The sequence below is a fragment of the Bradyrhizobium sp. 132 genome, assembly GCF_023074185.1.
Taxonomy (GTDB): Bacteria; Pseudomonadota; Alphaproteobacteria; order Rhizobiales; family Xanthobacteraceae; genus Bradyrhizobium.
In genome coordinates, this window is the sequence record NZ_JADPKY010000090.1 from 23,976 (window position 1) to 46,215 (window position 22,240).

General features: G+C 62.6%; 19 protein-coding genes and 1 tRNA gene. 9 read left to right on the forward strand and 11 right to left on the reverse strand.

Going from position 1 to position 22,240, the window contains the following annotated elements; translation table 11 throughout:
- Positions 1 to 34: 34 nt before the first annotated feature.
- From IVA74_RS15165 to IVA74_RS15185, 5 genes are read right to left on the reverse strand one after another with little or no spacing between them, the layout of a single operon-like run.
- Positions 35 to 2,209: a cytochrome P450/oxidoreductase gene (locus IVA74_RS15165; RefSeq protein ID WP_247345015.1), complete on the reverse strand. Its 2,175-nt coding sequence runs from the start codon at positions 2,207 to 2,209 to the stop codon at positions 35 to 37.
- A complete protein-coding gene (locus IVA74_RS15170) occupies positions 2,206 to 3,525 on the reverse strand; it encodes an FAD-dependent oxidoreductase (protein ID WP_247345018.1) in 1,320 nt (439 codons plus the stop codon). Before IVA74_RS15170 ends, IVA74_RS15165 begins: the two co-directional genes overlap by 4 nt.
- The gene (locus tag IVA74_RS15175; RefSeq protein ID WP_247345021.1) at positions 3,516 to 4,367 is read right to left on the reverse strand and encodes an ABC transporter permease; all 852 of its coding nucleotides are present in this window, start codon (positions 4,365 to 4,367) and stop codon (positions 3,516 to 3,518) included. The genes IVA74_RS15170 and IVA74_RS15175 overlap by 10 nt, the downstream gene beginning before the upstream one ends.
- Positions 4,360 to 5,133: an ABC transporter ATP-binding protein gene (locus tag IVA74_RS15180; protein WP_247345024.1), complete on the reverse strand. Its 774-nt coding sequence runs from the start codon at positions 5,131 to 5,133 to the stop codon at positions 4,360 to 4,362. Before IVA74_RS15180 ends, IVA74_RS15175 begins: the two co-directional genes overlap by 8 nt.
- Before the next feature lie 41 nt (positions 5,134 to 5,174).
- Positions 5,175 to 6,164, reverse strand: a complete 990-nt coding sequence (locus tag IVA74_RS15185; RefSeq protein ID WP_247345027.1) for an ABC transporter substrate-binding protein — start codon at positions 6,162 to 6,164, stop codon at positions 5,175 to 5,177.
- 146 nt (positions 6,165 to 6,310) lie between these two features.
- Between IVA74_RS15185 and IVA74_RS15190 the strand changes: the two genes are divergently transcribed.
- Positions 6,311 to 7,264: a LysR family transcriptional regulator gene (locus tag IVA74_RS15190; RefSeq protein ID WP_247345031.1), complete on the forward strand. Its 954-nt coding sequence runs from the start codon at positions 6,311 to 6,313 to the stop codon at positions 7,262 to 7,264.
- A gap of 113 nt (positions 7,265 to 7,377) precedes the next feature.
- Here the strand turns inward: IVA74_RS15190 and IVA74_RS15195 are convergent.
- Positions 7,378 to 7,467, reverse strand: a tRNA-Ser gene (locus IVA74_RS15195).
- Between the two features lie 197 nt (positions 7,468 to 7,664).
- Here IVA74_RS15195 and IVA74_RS15200 point away from each other — a divergent pair.
- Complete coding sequence (locus tag IVA74_RS15200; RefSeq protein ID WP_247345034.1) at positions 7,665 to 8,006, forward strand: hypothetical protein; 342 nt, start codon at positions 7,665 to 7,667, stop codon at positions 8,004 to 8,006.
- A 53-nt stretch (positions 8,007 to 8,059) separates the two neighbouring features.
- Here the strand turns inward: IVA74_RS15200 and IVA74_RS15205 are convergent, their stop codons facing one another.
- From IVA74_RS15205 to IVA74_RS15215, 3 genes are all read right to left on the reverse strand, one after another.
- Positions 8,060 to 9,523, reverse strand: a complete 1,464-nt coding sequence (locus tag IVA74_RS15205) for a trehalose-6-phosphate synthase (protein WP_247345037.1) — start codon at positions 9,521 to 9,523, stop codon at positions 8,060 to 8,062.
- 241 nt (positions 9,524 to 9,764) lie between these two features.
- A complete protein-coding gene (gene otsB, locus IVA74_RS15210) occupies positions 9,765 to 10,586 on the reverse strand; it encodes a trehalose-phosphatase (protein ID WP_247345041.1) in 822 nt (273 codons plus the stop codon).
- A 3-nt stretch (positions 10,587 to 10,589) separates the two neighbouring features.
- Positions 10,590 to 12,077: an MFS transporter gene (locus IVA74_RS15215; RefSeq protein ID WP_247345044.1), complete on the reverse strand. Its 1,488-nt coding sequence runs from the start codon at positions 12,075 to 12,077 to the stop codon at positions 10,590 to 10,592.
- Between the two features lie 176 nt (positions 12,078 to 12,253).
- Here IVA74_RS15215 and IVA74_RS15220 point away from each other — a divergent pair, with 176 nt between their 5' ends.
- Entirely contained in the window at positions 12,254 to 12,592 is a 339-nt protein-coding gene (locus tag IVA74_RS15220; protein WP_247345211.1) for a DUF3175 domain-containing protein, read from the forward strand.
- Between the two features lie 39 nt (positions 12,593 to 12,631).
- Here the strand turns inward: IVA74_RS15220 and IVA74_RS15225 are convergent, their stop codons facing one another.
- Positions 12,632 to 14,671: a HAMP domain-containing methyl-accepting chemotaxis protein gene (locus IVA74_RS15225; RefSeq protein ID WP_247345047.1), complete on the reverse strand. Its 2,040-nt coding sequence runs from the start codon at positions 14,669 to 14,671 to the stop codon at positions 12,632 to 12,634.
- Positions 14,672 to 15,015: 344 nt separating this feature from the next.
- Here IVA74_RS15225 and IVA74_RS15230 point away from each other — a divergent pair, with 344 nt between their 5' ends.
- From IVA74_RS15230 to IVA74_RS15245, 4 genes are all read left to right on the forward strand, one after another.
- The gene (locus tag IVA74_RS15230; RefSeq protein WP_247345050.1) at positions 15,016 to 15,501 is read left to right on the forward strand and encodes a (2Fe-2S)-binding protein; all 486 of its coding nucleotides are present in this window, start codon (positions 15,016 to 15,018) and stop codon (positions 15,499 to 15,501) included.
- Positions 15,502 to 15,585: 84 nt separating this feature from the next.
- On the forward strand, positions 15,586 to 17,928 hold the full coding sequence (locus IVA74_RS15235) for a xanthine dehydrogenase family protein molybdopterin-binding subunit (RefSeq protein WP_247345052.1): 2,343 nt from the start codon (positions 15,586 to 15,588) through the stop codon (positions 17,926 to 17,928).
- Between the two features lie 15 nt (positions 17,929 to 17,943).
- Complete coding sequence (locus tag IVA74_RS15240) at positions 17,944 to 18,744, forward strand: xanthine dehydrogenase family protein subunit M (protein ID WP_247345055.1); 801 nt, start codon at positions 17,944 to 17,946, stop codon at positions 18,742 to 18,744.
- 199 nt (positions 18,745 to 18,943) lie between these two features.
- Positions 18,944 to 20,056 carry a CaiB/BaiF CoA-transferase family protein gene (locus IVA74_RS15245; protein WP_247345058.1) on the forward strand — a complete coding sequence of 371 codons (1,113 nt, stop codon included), beginning with the start codon at positions 18,944 to 18,946 and terminating at the stop codon, positions 20,054 to 20,056.
- 72 nt (positions 20,057 to 20,128) lie between these two features.
- Here the strand turns inward: IVA74_RS15245 and hppD are convergent, their stop codons facing one another.
- Positions 20,129 to 21,244: a 4-hydroxyphenylpyruvate dioxygenase gene (hppD, locus tag IVA74_RS15250; RefSeq protein WP_247345061.1), complete on the reverse strand. Its 1,116-nt coding sequence runs from the start codon at positions 21,242 to 21,244 to the stop codon at positions 20,129 to 20,131.
- 122 nt (positions 21,245 to 21,366) lie between these two features.
- Here hppD and IVA74_RS15255 point away from each other — a divergent pair, with 122 nt between their 5' ends.
- Together IVA74_RS15255 and IVA74_RS15260 are read left to right on the forward strand one after the other, a co-directional pair.
- A complete protein-coding gene (locus IVA74_RS15255; protein WP_247345064.1) occupies positions 21,367 to 21,846 on the forward strand; it encodes an Lrp/AsnC family transcriptional regulator in 480 nt (159 codons plus the stop codon).
- Between the two features lie 74 nt (positions 21,847 to 21,920).
- Entirely contained in the window at positions 21,921 to 22,232 is a 312-nt protein-coding gene (locus IVA74_RS15260) for a DUF1272 domain-containing protein (protein ID WP_247345067.1), read from the forward strand.
- Positions 22,233 to 22,240: the final 8 nt, after the last annotated feature.

Sequence of the window (22,240 nt, forward strand, 5' to 3'; positions counted from 1 at the left end):
GATACGCCGCAAAGGTTCATCACTTCTCGCCAGCCTACAGATCAAGAACCAGGCGATCGCCTTTGCAGCCACCACAGCATACCATCATCGATTTATTCGCGGCCTTTTCCTCGGCGCTCAACACAGAATCCCGGTGGTCCGGCTCGCCGGCGAGGACCTGCGTTTCGCATGAACCGCAAACACCCTGCTCGCACGATACCGGCACCTCGACACCGACCCGGCGGAGCGCATCGACGATGCGCTCGCCCGGCTCGACCCTGACGATGCGGCCGCTGCCGGCGAGTTCGACGTCAAAGCCACCGCTCCGCGCCGCTTCGTGCCTGGCCGAGAAATATTCGAGATGCACGCATTCCTTCGGTCGGACAGCGAAAATCCGTTCGAATGCTTGCATCATCGGCTTCGGCCCGCAGCAATAGAAATGCGTGTCCGCCGGCGCACCGGCCTCGATGCTTGCGAGATCGAGTACCGAGCCGGCCTCTTCGTCGATGTGGAGATGAACATTCGGATCACCCGACAATTCATCGAGAAACGCAACTTCGGATTCGGCGCGAGCCGCGAAGTAGAGTCGATGCGTCAAGCCGAGCTGCGCGGCGCGGCGCTTCATGCTGATGATGGGCGTGACGCCGATCCCGCCTGCGATGAACACGCTGTTCCGCGCGATTTCGACCAGCGGAAAGTTGTTGCGCGGTCCTGATATCCGGATGTCGTCGCCGACTCGCAGCTTCTCGAAAATGAAGGCTGAGCCGCCCAGGCCCGCGTGCTCGCGTTTCACGCCGATCTGAATTCTGCCCGCACCGCCCTTGCCGAGTACAACCGAATATTGCCGAGTCAAGCCGTTGGGCAGGTGCACGTCGATGTGCGCGCCCGGCGACGCCTCGGGCAAGGGCGAGCCATTGGCCGATCGCAATGTGACCAGCCATATGTCCTTCGCGACTTCGACGATTCCGGCGACGGTAACCGCGAGATGGTTGAGCGGCTCGGCCAGTGAAATCGGCTGATCGCGCTTGGCTTCCCGGTCCTCGCCTATCATGACCTCGACATGCATGGTCTTGAGACCGCGCAGCGCGTTGTTGATGCCCCATTGCTCGTCACGGATGACGAAACGGGTGACGCGCTTCGCCAGCGCCTGCAACAGGCATGTGATTTCGAGACGAGCAAGATGCATCCCGACGCAGATATGCGGGCCGAACCCGAAGCCGATATGGTCCCGTGTGTCGCGACGCACATCGAATATCTCGGGGCTTTTCCAGGCACGTTCATCCCGGTTCGCAGAGGCATAAAGCAGCAACATCCGCGTGCCCGCTGGCAACTCGACACCGTCGAACTCTGCATCCCGCGTGAGCACGCGGGTGAAGCCGCGCACGGGCGACTCCCATCGAATGCCTTCATTGATCGCGCCCGATATGAGGCTCCAGTCGCGTCGCACCAAGTCCCATTGATCCGGAAATCTTGCGAACGCGCGCACGATGTTCCCCGTGGCAAAGATGGTGGTGTCGAGGCTCGGGCTGATATAATCACGCATCATGGCCGGACATTTGTCGCGCGGAATATCACCACGTTCCGCCGCCCTCCAGATCGCGGCGGCCCAGCCATCGGGGCGCAGCGATCCGATCGTCGCCGGGTTCCTGCAATAGGCGTGCAGCTCTTCGATCTTCGGCATGGCCGCCTGCGCACGTCCATTCATGGGTCCGAGCGCGTCGAAGGTCGCGCCCGCCCATTTCAGCATGTTGCCGCGGCCTTCCTCAGGCAGACCGACAAGGCGCGAGACGATCGTGACCGGTAGATATTGCGCCAGTTCGCTCATGACTTCGAATTCGCCCAGCCGGACGAGACGCTCGACAACGGCCTCAGCCTCGTCCTTCACCGATGGCGATATTTTGCGCAGCGCGGGAACTGTGAGCGGCTCGCGGATAATCGAGCGCATGCGCGTGTGATCAGGAGGATCGCTTGTGATGGTGTTACCAAGGCCGGCGGTATTAAGTACATCGTTGGCAGCGACGCCCTTGGCGCTCGAAAACAGTTCGTGATTCAGCAGTGCAGCCTTCACATCGGCATGGCGACTCATGGTCCACAGATTGTGCTTAGGCAGATACACGACCGAGCCGAGTTCGCGGATGGCTCGATAATGATCGTAAGGATCGAGGATCACCTCGTCGGAGTAGAGGTCAACATCGTAAGATGACGAGTGGAGCGCACCGGGCGCATTCATATCGCGCTCTCCGTCCACGGATCGACTGCGAAGTTCTCCAGATTGGCGCGAAGAGCGCATTCGAGCTCTGCAAACGACACGTCCCGGACGGACCCGACGCCAGCGAGTTTTAGCGCATGTGCAGCCGCCTGCCCCATCGCGAAGCATGGACCCATCACGCGTACCGAGGCAAGCGCCGCCGTGTCTCCATCGATGCAGCGCCCGGCTGCGACGAGATTGTCGGCGTCGCGATGGATCATGCTGGAAAGCGGCACATAGTGCATGTGGTCTGGATCTTCAAACTCTTCCCAATAGACGCGCTCGGCGGAGTTGTGGGCCTCGACGGGCCAGGTGCAGCGAGCCACCGCGTCCTTCGGTCGCCGGCCGCCGCGCACTTCATCAAGGGTGAGATGATGATCGGCCACGTACCAGCGTGTCTGACGAATGCCTGGCTGCCCGTAAGATCGGATGCGGGCGTTGGCCATAACTTCAGGGTACTCCGATTTGAAGAATTCCATCAGCACATCGGCTTGGTCCTTGCCCGCCAAAGCCGCTTCGGCGGCGGCGATCGGTTCTGTGGGATTGGGGATGTGCGTCATGTTGACGGTTGCGATATCACGGCCGGGGTATTTGAAAATGAACCCGTCCCTGCGGGGCAAACCGAATTCGCTACTGCGGCGCCGCAAGGCTTCCTCGACCTTGAACCCGTCGATCAGGTCGGCCTTGTCAACTTCGAAGCCTTCTATGATGAACATCTGAGTTCCCCATTGTGCTTCGTCGGGTTCGCGCACCGGAAGTCCCGCGTGCCATGCGACGGTGGAATCTCCGGAAGCATCGATGAATCCGTGAGCGGAGATTTTGAGGTCGCCCCAGCGGGTCGCTACATCAAGCGTCGTGACCCGACGGTCCACCATAGAGGCGTTGCGGACCACGCCTCCGAGAACGAGTTCCACCCCGGCGTCGCGAAGCGCTCGTTCGGTCCAGCGTCCCGTCAACGCTTCATCATATTGCAGCACCAGCGTATTCAGAGCGCGACGCGCATGAATAGCATTGCGCTGCCAAAGGTCCTTCAGCAGGTCGTCGACAGGACCGAATGTGAGCCGACGTGGCTGCGGTCCATTGTCGTAGAGCCCGCAGATCGTTCCAAGCAATGTCCCGACCAACTGCCCGCCGACATTTGGCATCGCTTCAACAAGGACGGTCTTGAGACCGAGTCTTGCGGCTGTCAGTGCCGCCATCGAACCTGCAGCACCGCTGCCGACGACGCAAATGTCTGCTTCCAGTCTTGTGGCTCCAGACGTTTTGGAAACGATATGAGTTGCAGAGTTCATCGCCATTTCAGCAGCGCCTTTTCGAGCCGGCCGAGCAGCCAGGAAATCACCAGCCCTGTCGCCGAGAGCAGGAGAACGCCCGCAACGAGCCGGTCCGTCTGCATGAGATTTCCGGCGAGCAGGATCAGCGCGCCGATGCCATATTCGGCGCCGATCATTTCGGCAGACACCAGAAGGATCAGCGCGATCGCCGCAGTGATCCGAAACCCGGCAAGGACGCCGGGAAGCGAGCCAGGCAGGATGATCTTGAGCACTATGGAGCGCCAGGAAAGTCCGAAGCTTTGTCCCATGCGGATCAGGCCGCGCGGAACATTGTCCACCGCACTGAATGTGCTGATCACGGTCGGCGAGAAGACGCCGAGGACGATAACGGCGGTCTTGGAACTCTCTCCGATGCCGAGCCATACGATCAGCAACGGCAGGATGGCGATCATTGGAATGGGATAAAGCCCGGAGACGATGGGCAGCGCGCCGGCCCGGGCGATCGAGAAAACACCCATGGCGCAGCCGACGATCAGTCCCATGATCGTGCCGATGAGCCATCCGCTCGCCACGCGCGAGAGCGAAGCGGACACCTGGCTCGTGAAATCGTCGGCGGCCGCCATCTTGAGGAGTGCGCTTCCGACCTGAACCGGGCTGGGGAGGACCAACGGTGAAAGATATCCGGACGCTGCTGCCAGCTGCCAGATCGCCACAAGGCCGATGATCGCCGCCCAGCCGATCCAGGCATTCGGCCGAGGGTCGAATCCGCCACCACGGAATCTGACGACCGCTTCCGGGCCTTCATCCTTAGAACCCGTGGAGTTGCGCTGGGACGCGTCCTGCACCAGTTTGAGTGCGCTAGACATCGGCAACCTCGCGATCCGCCATCACGGCTTCTGCCTTGATCAGCGACCAGAGTTCATTGTGCAGTCTCGCCATTTCGGCCGCGGATTCCGGAAGCACACGCTGGTCGCGCGGGATGTCGACTGGGACGATCTTCTTGAGCCGGCCGGGCCTCCGCGAAAGCACGACGACCTTGTCTCCGACCCTCAGCGCCTCATCGAGGTTGTGTGTCACCCAGATGCCGGTGGCGGATTCGCGCCGGAAAATCTCGAGCAAGTCCTCGATCAGAAGGTCACGTGTCTGGGCGTCTAGCGCGGACAGGGGTTCGTCCAACAGCAACACCGCCGGGGTGACGGCAATCGCGCGCGCAATGCCGACACGTTGCTTCATGCCGCCCGATAGTTGCCCGGGCAAGGCCTCCGCGAAGTCCGAAAGCCCGCACATCGCTAGCGCGCGGCCGACGCGCGAGGCGAGTTCGCCTGCCGGAAGCTTGTGCTCTTCGAGCGCAAGGGCCACGTTTCCCCTGACCGTGCGCCAGGGCAACAAAGCGAAATCCTGGAACACGTAGGTCAGCGGATTGAGCGAACCCGCGGGAGGCGCCCCGCGCAGCCTGACTTCGCCGGATGAAGGCGCGATCAGCCCTCCGATGATGCCTAAAAGGGTCGATTTCCCGCAGCCCGAGGGACCAATCAGGCAGACCACCTCCCCGCTTTTGACATCAAAGCTGACGTTCTGAAGGGCATTGGTGCCGCCATACCAATGCGAGATCGCAGCAACCGACAGATCCATGGCTCGCTTCCTCTCTCGACTTCCTCAGGGAGGATCGACGGCTATTTAAAATTTTCCTTCACGACCTCTACGAAGGACGCATCGGCAACTTTGTCGACGGTGACGCCGGCATCGACAAAACCGCGGGCCTTGTACCAGTCGAGCTGCGCGGCGACGTTGGCGATATTGTAGCTGGCCTGCTTGTTGACATAGGGCAGGCCATCCATCACCACGGCCCGCGAGGTGTTGGTGTACTTTTCAATGATTGGGAAAAGCGCTTCAGCATCCTTGCCGAAGACATGCTTGCCACCGGCGTCGAGATGATTGAATGCGGCGTCGTATTCGGCCGTTGCGCGCTTATAGGCTTTGATGAAATGCTCGACCACGCTGCGGCGCTTGTCGATCATGTCCTTGGATGCGATGACGCCGGACACCTGCCACGGTGTTTCCGCCGCAACCCAACCAAGTAGTTTAACCGCGCCTCCCGCGCTCAGCGGATTGGCAACGAAGGATGGCAACGCCGCAGCATCGACCGCGCCAGACTTGACGGCGCCAACCATGTTGGCGACCGACTGCAGTGGAACGACCGAAACGGCCTTGTTGTCCCAGCCATATTTGTCGGTAAGCATTCCAACATTGTAGTGGAACGTCGAACCGAGCTGCGTTACCCCGAAACGCTTGCCCGGCAAGTCCCTGATGCTCCTGAGGCCTTTGTCGTAGGCCTCGTTGGAAGCAACGAAACCGATGAACTTATAGCCACGCTCCTCCCAGGCTTCCCCTGCGATGATGCGCAACGTACCCCGACCGGCCAGATTATACATGCCGGCCGTGAACCCGGTGACGCCGATATCGCAAGCGCCCGCCGAAACGGCCACGGCGACAGGCTGCGCGGCATCGAAATAGGCAAGGGTGATGTCGAGCCCTTCGTCTGCGTAGTAGCCTTTCTCGACGGCAATGAAATTTGCGGCCGACGAGGTGAACCTCAACCCACAGACCTTCACGGGATCGGCTGCGTGGGCGATCGAAGCCAGAGTCGAGATCGCGCAGGCCACAAGCCCAGCAATCGTGCGGTTTCTCATGAGAGATCCTCCCGTTTCCTTTTGGTTGGTTGGAAACAGAGAAGCCTGCTCAGGCCTATTGACACAATGAAAGCTTTTGCCATCTTCTATGCCTTGAAGGCATAGCAGTTGGTGACGACATGACTGCCGACAGGACGAGTGAAGATTCCGTCGAATACGGACAAGTCAGGAAGACCGCTGCGGACAGGCGGCGCCTGAGCCTCCGCCAGATTGAGGTGTTCCGGGCGGTTATGGCGTCAGGCACCTTGAATGGCGCGGCCAAAGTCCTGGCCACCACGCAGCCCAGCGTTTCGCGCATCGTGCAGCGTTGCGAGGACATTCTCGGTTTGACCCTGTTCAAGCGAACCAAGGGGCGGCTTGTCCCCACGGGGGAGGCCATTCGGCTGCTGGGTTTGGCAAGCAAGGTCTTCGATGAGCTGGACGAGCTAGGGAATGCGGTTGAGCGCCTCGTCAACGGAGACGGAGGACTATTTCGAATCGGCGCCACCGGCAGCCCGGGTCGTGCGGTGGTGCCCAACGTCATCGCCCGCATGCACGAGGCCCTTCCGAAGCTGCAGTTTCATATCGATGTTCTGATGTTGGAGCAGATCATCGACTACCTGCTCCTCCAAAAGGGAGAGTGTGTAGTTTCTATCTTTCCAGTAGCTCACCCTTTGATCGAAAGCGTGCCCGTGCGTCCATGCAAACTCGTTGCGCTTGTTCCGTCTGCTGATCCGTTGGCGGCTTTCGACAAACTGACGGCTACGGACCTCAAGGACAAGTTCTTGATCCTTTTTGAGCCTCATACGCCCCACGGCTCGATCGCGGAAAAGCAGTTTAGAGAAATTGGGATCGAGCCGCACGTTGGCATACGGGTCCGCCATATCGAAACGGCGATAGGCCTTGTGCACGAAGGCGTTGGGATAGCAATCGTCGACGATGTCGCGGTAGTCGGTGAGACCGGCCGACGCTTCAGCACGATAGACATCGATGGCAGTCCGGCCCTTTCGGTGCATCTGAGCTGGAACCGTGAACAGTCGCAGTCGCAGATGTTTCGGCATTTCAGGCGGCTGCTTCACCTACCCGCGCAATGAGGGACGACACCTGCCAGCACGCACTCGACATGCCAGCCGGAATCCGCCACCTGGACTTTCGCCGCCGGCGGTCCTTCTCGATACTGACTAATTTTCTTCTTAGTTTTGACGATTGGCGGAGAGAGTGGGATTCGAACCCACGGTACGGTTTCCCGCACACACGCTTTCCAAGCGTGCGCCTTAAGCCACTCGGCCATCTCTCCGGAGCGCACTCTCTTGAAGGGGCGCCGATGATTTTGCAAGGGATCGCGGGGAAATCGGGTGAAATTTCCGTAAGATCTTGTATTTCATAGATAATATCGGACGCGGCCTCAGCGCTCGGAACCCGCTACGGGCCGAACCGGCGGCGGGTTTGGTGCGACGATTCACTTGAAAATGCCCAACCACGACCGGGAGCACCATGACCATCCGTAACGCCATCATCGCGATGAGCCTGATTTCGGCCCTTGCCGCCGCCGTCGCCGGACCGGCCGCTGCACAAATCTGCACCCGGCAAGGGGTCGACGTGAGCTGCGACGACGGACGGCGCGGGATGCTTTCGGGCGATGCCATCCTCTGGCCCGACGGCACGCGCTCGAGCTCGACGCCGCACCAGAGCGTAATCATCGGCAACAAAAGCTCAGTGCATGTCGGGCCTGGCGTGTTTGTCGGCCAGGGCAAGGGCATGGTGCCGCTGGACGATCCGAACGCGCCGAACAAGCGGCAGTGCGCGATTTTGGAGGGCGTGTCGTATTGCTACTGAAGGGCTGTAGCCACTCACCTCGGCCCTTCCCATAAGAATCGGGCGAGCAAGAGCTAAATCAACCGCACACCTGAGATCGCGGACTTCAGCCAGCGCAACGCCTGAGGCGGCTGTGCTTCGAGCGGCGCCACCGCGGCCTTTTCGGTCCGGCACTTCTCCAGCTGGGCGACAAAATCCGCCGACCATCGCTGGATGGTGTGGCCGCGCAGCTTCTTCATCATCGCTTCCCAGCGCATCTTGCGCTCGGTGAGCGGCATCGCGGCCGCGACCGCGATCGCGCGCGCCATGCCGTCGATGTCGTGCGGATTGACCAGGAGGGCAGTGTCGAGTTCGTTGGCCGCGCCGGCGAATTTCGACAGCACCAGCACGCCGGGATCGGCCGGATTTTGCGCGGCGACGTATTCCTTGGCCACCAGATTCATGCCGTCATGCAGCGGCGTCACCACGCCGATCTGCGCGGTGCGGTAGAGACCCGAGAGCACGGCCTGGCTAAATCCCTTGTTGAGATAGCGGATCGGTGTCCAGTCGGCCTCGCCGTGGCGCCCGTTCACGTCGGACACGAGACGCGCGACCTCGCTCTGGAGATTGCCATAGGCCTCGATCGCACCGCGCGAGGGATTTGCGATCTGCAACAGCGAGATGCTGCGCGCAAACTGCGGATGCTCGGTCCAGAGCCGGTCGAATGCGCTGATGCGGTTGACGAGGCCCTTGGAATAGTCGAGCCGGTCGACGCCGATTGCCAGCCGCTCGCCGTTGAGGCTGCGGCGCAGCCGCGACACGTCCGGATGCGAAACCGACTTCGCCGCGTATTGCGCGAACTTCTCGGCATCGATGCCGATCGGAAAGACTTCGCAACGAGTTCGGCCATACTGCGAAATCGCGACCCCGTCCTCGACAACGAGGCCCAGTTCGCCCGCCACATAGCCGAGAAAATTCTGGCAATCGTCATTGGTCTGGAAGCCGAGCAGATCGTAGGCCAGCATCGCCGTGATCAGCTCGCGATGATTGGGCACGCCCTGCATCACCGCGGCGACCGGCCACGGCGTGTGCAGGAAGAAGCCGATCGGGTCATCGACGCCGAGATGGCGCAGTTCCGCGCCGAGCGCGAGGAAATGATAGTCCTGCACCCAGAACGCCGTTTGTGCTTTCCGGAAGCGCATCAAGGCGCGCGCCATGAAGGCGTTGACCTCGCGATAGCTCACATAGTCATCACGCGAGACGCGGATCAGGTCGCTGCGCGAGTGCAGCGCCGGCCACAAGGCTGAGTTGGCAAAGCCTTCGTAATAGCCGCCATAATGCGCCGCCGGCAGATCCAGCGTTGCGATCGCACCCGAACCCAGTGCTTCAATCTCGGCAAACGGTTCCTTTTGATGGCCATCCCGCACGCGACCTGAGGAACCCACCCAGATTGCGCCTGAATTCTCAACGACCGGAAGCAACGCAGCCGCGAGCCCGCCCGTCATCGGCTCGTTAGGTTTGCCGCGCGCAACACGATTTGAAACGACGATTAAGTTCACAGGTCGTCCCCTCCTGTTCATTCCACCCCATTTAACTGCCGTTCATCAATATGGTTCCTGATCATCATTTCTTCGGATTGAAACCAAAATCAGGCGCGCGCATTGGAACCAGTTTTTCCTGATGGGAACATGCCGATTTCGTTCAACAAAAACCGGTTTGGTGGCCGGGACATGCAGCACGAATAGCGCGCGCACCGGAACCATTGCGAGCGCCCAAATGTGGCTTCGAGATGTCGGTGCCTTATTCCAATCTTGTGTCGTCGAGCAGACGCGCGAGGAATGTGCGCACATCGTTCGGCGCATCGAAATGGCCGTCGACGCCGATGGCGCGGCGGCCCACCGAGAACGAGAGCCCGTTCATGTCGGGCATGATCGCGAACACGGTCTCGTCGGTGACGTCGTCGCCGATGAAGATCGGGCGGCGCCCCTTGAATGGCTCGTGCGTCATCAACTCGCGCACGCCGGTCGCCTTGGTGAAACCGGAATGCTTGATCTCGCAGACGAACTTGCCCGGCAGCACCTCGATCGGCGCATTGGGCAGATCGGCGCGGATCAGCGAAACGGATTCATAGATCGCTTTCTCCGCATGCGGCGCGAGGCGGTAGTGCAGCGCCAGCGAATAACCCTTGTCCTCGAGCAGAATGCCGGGACTGAGCTTGGCAACCGCTGCGAGCCGCCGCTTCAACTCCTTGTCCAGCGGCGGCGCGCTGACGGCATCGGCTTCGTTATCCACCGAAAGCCGCATCTCCGCGCCGTGGCCGGCGACGGCGCGAAATACATCGGGCGCGAAGATCAGATCGATGTCGTTGAGCGAACGGCCGCTGACCATCGCCAGCGCGCCCGACGTGCGCTCCGTCAGCCGGTTCAGCGTTTCCGACAGGCTTGGCGGCACCCACACCTCACGCGGCGTCGGCATCAGGTCGAGCAGCGTCCCGTCGATGTCGAGCAGAATCGCTGTCTCGTTGAGATGCGGCACGAGTGCGTGAGGCACCGGCACCGCATCGGGCGCTTCAATGTCGACCATGGTGCGCTTTTGATCCAGTTCAGCCAGTTCCGATTTCATAGTCTACTCCATAGATGCAAGCGGCCGCGCGATTTCTTCGAGCGATTTGCGTTCCGCTGAGACGGCATAGCGCCATGCCACGATCGCGGCCGCGATCATCAGGAATGACCCCAGCAAATAGCCGGCGAACACGCTGGTGCGTGATCCCGTGTCGATCAGCGCGCCGAATAGCGCGGGGCCGATCACGCCGCCTATGCCGGTGCCGACCGCGTAGAAGACCGCGATCGCCAGCGCGCGGACCTCCAGGGGGAACGTCTCGCTGACTGTGAGATAAGCGGCGCTCGCTGCGGGCGAGGCAAAGAAGAAGATCACCATCCAGGCGATAGTCTGTCCCTGTGCGCTCAGCGCACCGATCGAAAACAGATAGCCGGACAGCGCCAGCAACAGGCCCGACGCGCCATAGGTGAACATGATCATGATGCGGCGGCCGAGCGTATCGAACAGCCGGCCGAGCAGCAGCGGACCAAGGAAATTGCCGGCGGCGAAGGGGAGCAGATACCAGCCGACATGATCGGCGCTGATCCCGTAAAAATCGGTCAGCACCAGCGCGAAGGTGAAGAAGATGGCATTGTAGAAGAAGGCCTGCGCGATCATCAGCACGAGGCCGACCATCGCCCGCTGGCGATAGACCGAGAACAGCGTGTGCACGACCTCCCGGATCGGCGTGTGATCGCGCATCTTCAGCCGGATCTTGGTGAAGCGCCCGTCGCTCGTATCCTGGTCGCGCCCGATCACCGAGCGCTCGATCTCGTCGACGATCTTGTGGGCCCGGTCGGGATGACCGTGGATCATCAGCCAGCGCGGACTCTCCGGAATCCACATCCGCATCAAGAGCACGACGAGACCGATGGCCGCGCCGATGAGATAAGCAAGACGCCAGCCGAGATCGGGACCGATCACAGCGGGATCGAGCAGCACGATGGCCGCCACCGCGCCCATGGCAGCACCGATCCAGAAGCTGCCATTGATGACGAGATCGGTCCAGCCGCGATAGCGCGCCGGTACCAGTTCCTGGATGGTCGAATTGATCGCGGTGTATTCGCCGCCGATGCCCGCGCCGGTGAGGAAGCGAAACAGCGCATAGCTCGCGACGTTCCATGACAGAGCCGTCGCGGCCGTTGCCGAGAGATAGAGCGCAAGCGTGATGAAGAACAGCTTCTTGCGGCCGATGCGGTCGGTCAGCCAGCCGAAACCGAGCGCGCCGAGCACAGCACCCGCAAGATAGGCGGAATTGGCAACGCCGAGATCGAGATTGGAGAAACGCATCGTGGGACTCTGCTTCAGCGCGCCGGAGAGCGCGCCGGCCAGCGTCACCTCGAGGCCATCCAGAATCCAGGTGATGCCGAGCGCGAGCACGACGCGCGTGTGAAAGCCGCTCCACGGCAGCGCGTCGAGTCGCGAGGGAATGCTGGTCTCGATGATGCGATCGACCGCAGCCGCCGTGGAGACCACAGGTCCATCATTCGGCGCTGCGCTTCGCTGCAATTCCATCGCGTTGTTGCATCTGACCAATGGACGCCCCGGCACGGGAGGTGGACGCGGTCGATCCGATCAAAGGGGTGCGGCATTCCGCCTGCCACCTGCGACAACGTCTGCGGCGAGGGCAGGTTCCCTTGGAACGACCGTTCGCGCCGCTGGTTTTCGGTGGAGCCGCAAGGAGTTGGCGCATGGCTCATGTCAGAAGGAAGACACATTCTCGCAAAACAGCGGCGCGCAAGGGCACCAAACGCGCCTCACCGAAACGCTGGTCACAGCGGGTGACGAAGGAGAGCGACGCGCTCGACCTCAAACACGGCGTGTTCAAGCTGACAAGCGCGAAGAAGATCGCGACTTCGCTGAAACGCTCGGCCGAGCACAGCGCGCGCCGCAAGACCGGCGCCTATCGCTCGGCGCTGTCGATGCTGACGTTCTACATCAACCGCGCTGGCAAGACGCTGCCGCAGACGCAGCGCACGCGGCTGGAGCGAGCAAAGGTGGAGCTGAAGCGGGTGTTCGGGAGGGAGTGAGCGCGGAAAGCGCGCCGCTCGCTCTGCCGTAACGAAGCCCTACGCCGCCCGGATATTCCCCATGAAGCGGTCGAGCTCGGCGCGCAACCGGGTGCTTTCGGATGACAGCGTCTTGGCCGAGTGCAGCACCTCTTCCGAGGCCGAGCCGGTCTCGGCGGCGCCGCGATTGACCTGACCGATGTCGGTGGCGGCGGTCTGGGTGCCCTGTGCGACGGTCTGGACGCTGCGCGCGATTTCTTGCGTCGCCGCGCCCTGCTGCTCGACTGCGCTCGCAATCGACGTCGAGATCGACGAGATCTGGCCGATGGTGGCGCCGATCTCCTTGATCGCCGCAACCGATTCGGCAGTCGCGCCCTGCATACCCGTGATGTGCGAGGAGATCTCGTCGGTGGCCTTCGCGGTCTGGCTCGCGAGCGACTTCACTTCGCTGGCGACAACTGCAAAGCCGCGGCCGGCTTCACCGGCGCGTGCCGCCTCGATGGTGGCATTGAGCGCCAGAAGGTTGGTCTGCTCGGCAATCGCCGTGATGAGCTTGACGACCTCGCCGATCTGCTGGGCGGCGTGCGAGAGCTTGCCGATGCGACCATCGGTCTCCTTCGCCTGCACCACGGCAGCTTCGGCAATGCGGCTGGAATCGCGCACCTGGCGGCCGATCTCTTCGACCGAGGCCGAGAGCTCTTCCGTCGCGGTCGCGACCGACTGCATGTTGCTGGAGGCCTGCTCGGAGACGTCGGCGACCTGGCTCGACAGGCTCTGCGTGGTCTCGGCGGTGCGGGTCAACGTCGAGGCCGCCGATTCCAGCTGCACGGCGGAGGCCGAGACGTTGGAGACGATGGCGCCGACCGCGCTCTCGAAATCGTCGGCGAAACGAATCAGCTCGGAACGGCGGCTTGCGGCCTGCTCCCTGTTCTGGACTTCGCTCGCGGCGGCGTCGCGCTCGGCCTTGGCCACGGCCTGCACCTTGAACTCCTCGACCGCGCCGGCCATCTCGCCGACCTCGTCCTTGCGGCCCAGGCCCGGCAGCACGACGTCGAAATTACCCGAGGCAAGCTCGCGCATCGCCTTGCACATCGCGATCATCGGACGCGAAATGCCGGTGCCGAGCAGGAAGGCGAGGACCGCGCCGAGCAGCGTGCCGCCGATGGCCAGCATCAGCACCAGTTGCTCGGTCTTCCCGATGGTCGCTTCCGATTCGGATTCCAGCCGCTGCTGTTCGGCGACGAGGTCCGCCTTCATGGCGGTGGCACCCTGAAGGATCGCTCCGGCCGAGCCGCTCATCTCGGTGACGAGATCGTCGACCATCTTGGCGTTGGCGATCAGCTTCTCCAGCGCTTCGCGATAGGCCCCTAACAGCGCCTTGGCCTCCTTCAGGCCGGCGACGATCTTGTCGTCCATGGAATAGACAGCGCCGAGCGAGTTCTCGACGAATTTCAGCCGCGCCAGCGCGCTGGTCGCAATCGCCTGCTCGGACGTCAGCACGAAATTGGTCGCCGCCGCGTTCGCGGTCTGGAACTGGGCGTTGACCTGCTTGGTGCCGAACTCGATCGACTGCGCCTCGGAATCGGAGGCGTTGTTGCCGATGTCGTCGAGCTTGTATTTCAGGAGGTTGGCGTTGCGCGTAAGCTGGTTCTGCACCAGCAGCGCGCTGTCACGCTTGGCCTGAAGGACCTTTGCGAAGGTCGCGGAGAAGTTGGAAAACTCCTTGGCGAGCTTGCCCAGGCTTTCCTGGCGCGCCGGCCTCTTGGCGCTCCTGGTGGCCTGGTCGATGGCGTTCTTGAGGTTGGCCTCGGTGTCCAGCGCCGCCTTGGCGTCGTCCTCCTTGCCGGTGACGACGAAATATTTGACGGCCGAGCGATAGGCGAGCAGCTCGCGGTCGATATTACGGGCGAGATCGGCCTCGGTGACGCTGGCGCGGTAGGACCCGACCCCGGACGAGACCCGCTCGAAGCCAAAATACGAGAAGGCCATGCTGCCGGCGGAGATCACCAGCACGGCGGCAAAACCCAGAATGATCTTGGCCCGGAACCTGAGGGTCGGCATTATAGTGCGCTTCGAGGACGACGCGATACGCCCGGACATTCCTACCCCCATTTTCTGTTCAGCCGCGATCCGGTGGCGCCCCGCCCCCTGACCTGGCTGCGCAAAACTAAGGCAGAATCGATAAGGGGCGGTAAATTCGGCGCGCCCCGCAGATTTTCGGCTCAACCGGCCAAGGCGGCCCGCATGGGGATATAGAGGCTGGCATCCCACGTCGGCCCGGCGCGGCGTTCCGGATCCCGTCGACTCTTCCCCCAAATCAACGCAGGCCCGTCTGGATCAATGACTTTTCCATGACGAAGGCGACCAAAAATCCTAGTTGCAAAGTTCCGGGTCGCTGTCTCTAATTGGAAACAATCAAAATCAATCCCGGGAGGACTTCAACCGTGTCTACAGTCAAACTGACGGTGAACGGCAAGGCCGTTGCTGTCGACGTCGAGGACCGCACGCTGCTGGTCCAGCTGCTGCGCGAACACCTCAACCTCACCGGAACCCATGTCGGCTGCGACACCAGCCAGTGCGGCGCCTGCGTCGTCCACGTGGACGGCAAGGCGGTGAAATCCTGCACCATGCTGGCGGGCCAAGCCGACGGCGCCAGCGTCACCACCATCGAAGGCATCGCCAAAGGCGACGAACTGCACCCGATGCAGGCCGCGTTCCGCGACAATCACGGCCTGCAATGCGGCTATTGCACGCCGGGCATGATCATGTCGGCGATCGACATCGTGCATCGTCATGGTGGCGAGCTCGACGAGACCACCGTCCGTCACGAGCTCGAAGGCAATATCTGCCGCTGCACCGGCTATCACAACATCGTCAAAGCCGTGCTGGATGCGGCCGGGCGCATGAAGGTCTCGCAGGCGGCCGAGTAAGCGGCGCGCCTCGAAATAAGAACCACCGCTGCCGCTTTCGAGGGAAAGCGCGGTGAAAACAAATTCCGGTCGGGAGGACCAAACATGGGTGTTGAAGGCATTGGCGCGCGCGTCGTGCGCAAGGAAGACAAGCGTTTCATTACCGGCAAGGGCCGCTACGTCGACGACATCAAATTGCAGGGCATGACCCACGCCCATTTCATCCGCAGCCCGCACGCGCATGCCAAGGTGAAGGGGATCGATTCCTCCGCCGCCCTGAAGATGCCGGGCGTGGTCGCGGTGCTCACGGGACAAGAGATCGTCGACGACAAGGTCGGCAACCTGATCTGCGGCTGGGCCATCACCTCCAAGGACGGCAGCCCGATGAAGATGGGCGCATGGCCCGCGATGGCGCCGGAGACGGTGCGTTTCGTCGGCCAGGCCGTCGCAGTCGTGATCGCCGAGAGCAAGAACCTCGCGCGCGACGCGGCCGAAGCCGTGGTCGTGAACTACGAAGAACTGCCCGCGGTCGCCGACGTCCACGCCGCGATCAAGTCCGGCGCGCCGCAGCTGCATCCCGAAGCCCCCGGCAACCAAGTCTATGACTGGGTGATCGGCGATGAGGGCGCCGCGGACGCCGCCATCGCCAAGGCCGCCAACGTGGTGAAGCTCGACGTCACCAACAACCGCCTTGCGCCGAACGCGATGGAGCCGCGCGCGGCCATTGCCGATTACGATTCGGCGGAGGAGCATTTCACGCTCTACACGACGTCGCAGAACCCGCACGTGGCCCGCCTCGTGCTGTCGGCGTTCTACAACATCGCCCCTGAGCACAAGCTGCGCGTGATCGCGCCCGACGTCGGCGGCGGCTTCGGCTCCAAGATCTTCATCTATCCCGAAGAGATGGTGGCGCTGTGGGCCTCGAAGAAGGTCGGCCGTCCCGTGAAATGGACCGGCGACCGCACCGAGGCCTTCCTCACCGATGCGCATGGCCGCGACCACGTCACCCATGCCGAGATGGCGTTCGACGCCAACAACAAGATCACCGGCCTCAAGGTGAAGACCTACGCCAATTTCGGCGCCTATATGTCTCTGTTCTCGTCGTCGGTGCCGACCTATCTCTACGCGACGCTGCTGTCGGGTCAGTACAACATCCCGGCGATCCATGCCGAGGTGGTCGGGGTTTACACCAACACCACGCCGGTCGACGCCTATCGCGGCGCAGGCCGCCCCGAGGCGAGCTATCTGATCGAACGTCTGATGGAGACGGCGGCGCGGCAATTGAAGGTCGATCCGGCCGCGCTGCGCAGGTTGAACTTCATCACCCAGTTCCCGCACCAGACGCCGGTCATCATGGCCTATGACGCCGGCGACTTTAACGCCTCGCTCGATGCCGCGATGAAGGCGATCGATTATGCCGGCTTCGCCGGGCGCAAGGCCAAGGCGAAAGCCGACGGCAAGCTGCGCGGCATCGGCGTGTCCTGCTACATCGAGGCTTGCGGCATCGCGCCGTCCAAGGCGGTCGGCAGTCTCGGTGCCGGCGTCGGCTTGTGGGAATCGGCCGAGGTGCGCGTCAACCCGGTCGGTACCATCGAGGTCCTCACGGGATCGCACAGCCACGGCCAGGGTCACGAAACGACGTTCTGCCAGCTCGTCGCGGAGCGCCTCGGCGTTCCGATCAGCCAGGTCTCGATCGTCCATGGCGATACCGACAAGGTGCAGTTCGGCATGGGCACCTACGGCTCGCGTTCGGCAGCCGTCGGTCTCACCGCGATCCTGAAGGCCATGGAGAAGATGGAGTCCAAGGCCAAGAAGATCGCCGCGCATGCGCTGGAAGCCTCGGAGGGCGACATCGTCATCGAGAACGGCGAGTTCAAGGTGGCCGGTACCGACAAGGCGATCGCCTTCCCGATGGTCGCGCTCGCGGCCTACACCGCGCACAACCTGCCTGACGGAATGGAGCCGGGCTTGAAGGAAAGCGCCTTCTACGACCCGACCAACTTCACCTTCCCCGCCGGGGCGTACATCTGCGAGCTCGAAGTCGATCCCGGCACGGGCAAGACCACCTTCGTCAACTTCGTCGCGGCCGACGATTTCGGCCGGCTGATCAATCCGATGATCGTCGAGGGACAGGTCCATGGCGGCCTGGCCCAGGGCATTGGGCAGGCACTGCTCGAGCACGCGATCTACGATGCCAACGGCCAGCCGGTCACGGCCTCGTTCATGGATTACTCCATGCCGCGTGCCGACGATTTGCCCTCGTTCAACCTCTCCCACACCACGACGCTGTGCCCGGGCAATCCCTTGGGCATCAAGGGTTGCGGTGAGGCCGGCGCGATCGGCGCCTCCGCGGCCGTGATCAATGCGATCACGGATGCGATCGGCAAGAACAATCTGGAAATGCCCGCAACCCCTGACCGGGTGTGGCGCACGATCCACGCGGCTTAAGGGAGAGGAACGAAGATGTACCAGACCATTTATCATCGCGCGTCCTCGGTTGACGAAGCCGTCAGCCTGTTCGCCAAGAGCACCGAGGCGAAATTCCTCGCCGGCGGCCAGACGCTGCTGCCGGTCATGAAGCAGCGCCTCGCCAGCCCGTCCGACGTGATCGATCTCGGCAAGATCAAGGAGCTGCAAGGCGTCGAGCTCTTAGGCGACGTGCTGACCATCAAGGCCGGCACGACCTATTTCGACATCATGCAGAATGCCGATGTGAAGAAGGCGATCCCTGCGATTGCCTATCTCACGTCGATGCTCGGTGATCCCGCCGTACGCTATCGCGGCACGATCGGCGGCTCGATCGCCAACAACGATCCCGCCGCGGATTATCCGGCCGCGCTGCTCGCGCTCGGCGCCACCGTGAAAACCAACAAGCGGTCGATTGCGGCGGAGGATTTCTTCCAGGGTCTGTTCACCACGGCGCTGGAAGACGGCGAGATCATCACCGCCGTGTCGTTCCCGGTTCCGGCGAAGGCAGGCTACGAAAAGATGCGGCACCCGGCCTCCCGCTTCGCACTGACCGCCGTGTTCGTGGCACAGACGAAGTCGGGCGAGATTCGGGTGGCCGCCACAGGCGCTTCGGAGAGCGGCGTGATGCGGGTCCCCGCGATCGAAGCAGCGCTGAAGGCGAACTGGTCACCTTCGGCGATCGACAGCGTCAGCATTTCGGCGAGCAATTTGCTGGCCGACATCCACGGCACCGCCGAGTACCGCGCCAACTTGATCAAGGTGATGGCGCAACGCGCGGTGGCTGCGGCCGGCTGATAGCGCCTCGACGCAAATTTTCCGCGGCGCGCACTTCGGTGCGCGCCGTTTTTATTTTGGCCACGCGGCATGAAAACCGCTTGCCTCACCGGCGTGAAGGCGAGAAAAGTTAATCAGCCAATTAACTCGCCCCACAGAGAACGCCTCGGCGCTCGCCGACCATCGGCAATACGCGCCTTGGATCCGAGGAAACAAAAACGTGCTCGATCAACCAGCCCCCACCTCTTCCGTCCGCACCTCTGGCCCGCTGTCGGGCTTCCGCATCGTCGAATTCGCGGGCATCGGCCCCGGACCGTTCGCCTGCATGATGCTGGCCGACATGGGCGCCGACGTCGTCACCCTCGACCGCGTCGGCGCGAAGAAGAGCATGAAGTCGGTGGCGGGGCGCGGCCGCAAGGTGATCGAGCTCGATCTCAAGGACAAGGCGGCCATCGCGGAAGTGCTCGACCTGCTTGCAAACGCCGACGCGCTGGTCGAGGGATTTCGCCCCGGCGTGATGGAGCGGCTCGGGCTCGGCCCCGACATTGTGCTCGCGCGCAATCCAAAACTGGTCTACGGCCGCATGACCGGCTGGGGCCAGCAGGGCCCGCTCGCCAATGCCGCAGGCCACGACATCAACTACATCTCCATCACCGGCGCGCTCGCCGCGATCGGCACCAAGGAAGCGCCGGTGCCGCCCCTCAATTTGGTCGGCGATTTCGGGGGCGGCGCACTCTATCTCGTCGTCGGCGTGCTTGCGGCGCTGCTGGATGCCTCGAGGTCCGGCAAGGGCCAGGTCGTCGATGCCGCGATGTGCGACGGCGCGGCATCGCTGATGTCGTTCTTCTTCGACATGACCACGCTCGGCCGCTGGACCGAAGGCCGCAACCAGAATTTTCTCGATGGCGGCGCGCATTTCTACGGCGTCTACGAATGCGCTTGCGGCCATTTCGTCTCGATCGGCTCGATCGAGCCGCAGTTCTACGCGCTGCTGCGCGAGCATGCGGGCCTGACAGACGCCGATTTCGATGCGCAGATGGACCGCAAGGCCTGGCCCGCGCTGAAGCAGAAGTTGCAGGCGGTGTTCAAGAGCAAGACGCGTGAGGACTGGTGCAAGATCATGGAAGGCAGCGACATCTGTTTCGCGCCGGTGCTGACCATGTCGGAAGCGACCGAGCATCCGCACATGGTCGCCCGACAGGTCTTTGTCGAGCGCCACGGCGTGAAGCAGCCGGCGCCGGCGCCGCGGTTCTCGCGGACGCCGTCGGCGGTGCGCGAGCCGGAAGGGGCGGAGATCGGCGCGGTGACGAAGGCGTGGAAGGCTGAGAAATAAGGGCCGCGGTTGCGTCAAATTCCGATGTCGTCCCGGCGAAGGCCGGGACAACATCTGTTGGGATGCGACAGCCTACGCCGCATCCACCTTCAACACCCCGCGCCGGATCTGGTCTTCCTCGATCGATTCGAACAGGGCCTTGAAATTGCCCTCGCCAAAACCGTCGTCGCCCTTGCGCTGGATGAACTCGAAGAAGATCGGGCCGATCGCGTTGGCCGAGAAGATCTGCAGCAGCACCTTGGTCTGGCCGCCTTCGACGACACCCTCGCCGTCGATCAGGATGCCATTGGTCTGAAGCCGCGCAATGTCCTCGCCGTGCTTCGGCAGGCGCGCGTCGATCCGCTCGAAATAGGTCACGGGCGGCGCCGGCATGAAAGGCAGGCCGGCTTCGCGTAGGCCTTCGATGGTGCGGTAGATGTCGCGGCAGCCGCAGGCGATGTGCTGGATGCCCTCGCCGCGGTAGATATTCAGATATTCCTCGATCTGGCCGGCATCGCCGGCGTCCTCGTTGATCGGAATTCGGATCTTGCCGTCGGGGCTGGTCAGCGCGCGCGAGAACAGGCCTGACGCACGGCCCTCGATGTCGAAGAAGCGGATCTGGCGGAAGTTGAAGAGCTTCTCGTAAAAGCCGGTCCAGACGTCCATGCGGCCGCGATGGACGTTGTGGGTGAGGTGATCGAGGTAGAACAGGCCGGCGCCTACCGGCTGCGGATCGCGCGCACCCAGCCATTCGAACTCGCTGTCATAGGCCGAACCCGTGGCGCCGTAGCGATCGACGAAGTAGAGCAGGCTGCCGCCGATGCCCTTGATCGCGGGGACGTCGAGCGTCTTCTGCGCGGATGACGCGTCGGCAGGTTCGGCCCCGAGCGAAATCGCGCGGTCATAGGCCTTCTTCGCATCGACCACGCGGAACGCCATCGACGGGGCACAGGGGCCGTGTGCGGCGACAAAGTCGTAACCGTGGCTGCCGGGCTCCTCGTTGACAAGATAATTGATGTCCCCCTGGCGATAGACCGTTATCTTTTTGCTCTTGTGGCGCGCGACGGGCGCATAGCCCATCAGCTTGAACAGGGCGTGCAGCTCTTCGGGATTGGGGTGCGCATATTCGACGAACTCGAACCCGTCGGTGCCCATCGGATTGTCGGCGGTAACAGTGGCCGGCGGTGCATCGTGCGGAAACGGTCCCATGGCGCTCTCCCAAATTTGCTGCTGCCATGAACTATCCTTCACGGGGCGTGCAATGAGCGTGCAAACGGGACGCGTTTTGACTATCATATGCACGATCTGTGCATGAAATAGAAAAATTACGCATGATTTCGGTAGACGCCTTCGACCTCAGGATCCTGGGCGCGCTCCAGGACGACGGCCGCCTCACCAACCAGGAACTGGCGGACCTCGCAGGGCTCTCGGCCTCGCAATGCTCGCGCCGGCGGATGCGGCTGGAGGAGGAGAAGGTGATATCAGGCTATCACGCCGATCTCTCCAGCGAGGCGCTCGGCTTCGGCGTGATCGCCTTCATCCAGGTGACGCTGGCGACCCACTCGCCGGATAACTCGAAACGCTTCCGCACGCTGGTCAATCGAATCGACGAGATCCAGGAGGCCTATTCGCTCACCGGCGACGCCGACTATGTACTGAAAGCCGTGCTGCGCGATCTCAAGGGTCTCTCCAATCTCGTCAACGACGTGCTGATGCCGCACCAGAGTGTAGCGCATGTGCGCTCCTCGATCGTGCTCGACAGGTTGAAGGAGAGCACGCGTCTGCCGCTGAAGGAAATCAAACCCGGCTGAAATCGAGGGAAATCCGGCATTCGCGCTGCGCGCGCGATCTGCGATGATCCCGGCCGACCTGCGGAGACTCAGCCATGGCCCTCCAGCTTCGACCGAACTGCGAATATTGCGACCGCGACCTGCCGCCGAACGCGACCGATGCGCGGATCTGCTCCTATGAGTGCACGTTCTGTGCGGACTGCGTCGAGACGAAGTTGTCCAACGTCTGCCCGAACTGCGGCGGCGGTTTTGCGCCGCGCCCGATAAGGCCAACGCAGGAATGGCGACCGGGCGTGTGCACGACGAAGCAGGCGCCGTCGGACAAGCGGGTGCATTTGAAGTACAGCCAGGAGGATGTCGCCGCGCATTGCGCGAGAGTCAAAGACGTACCGGCTGAGAGGCGATAGGCTCTCTC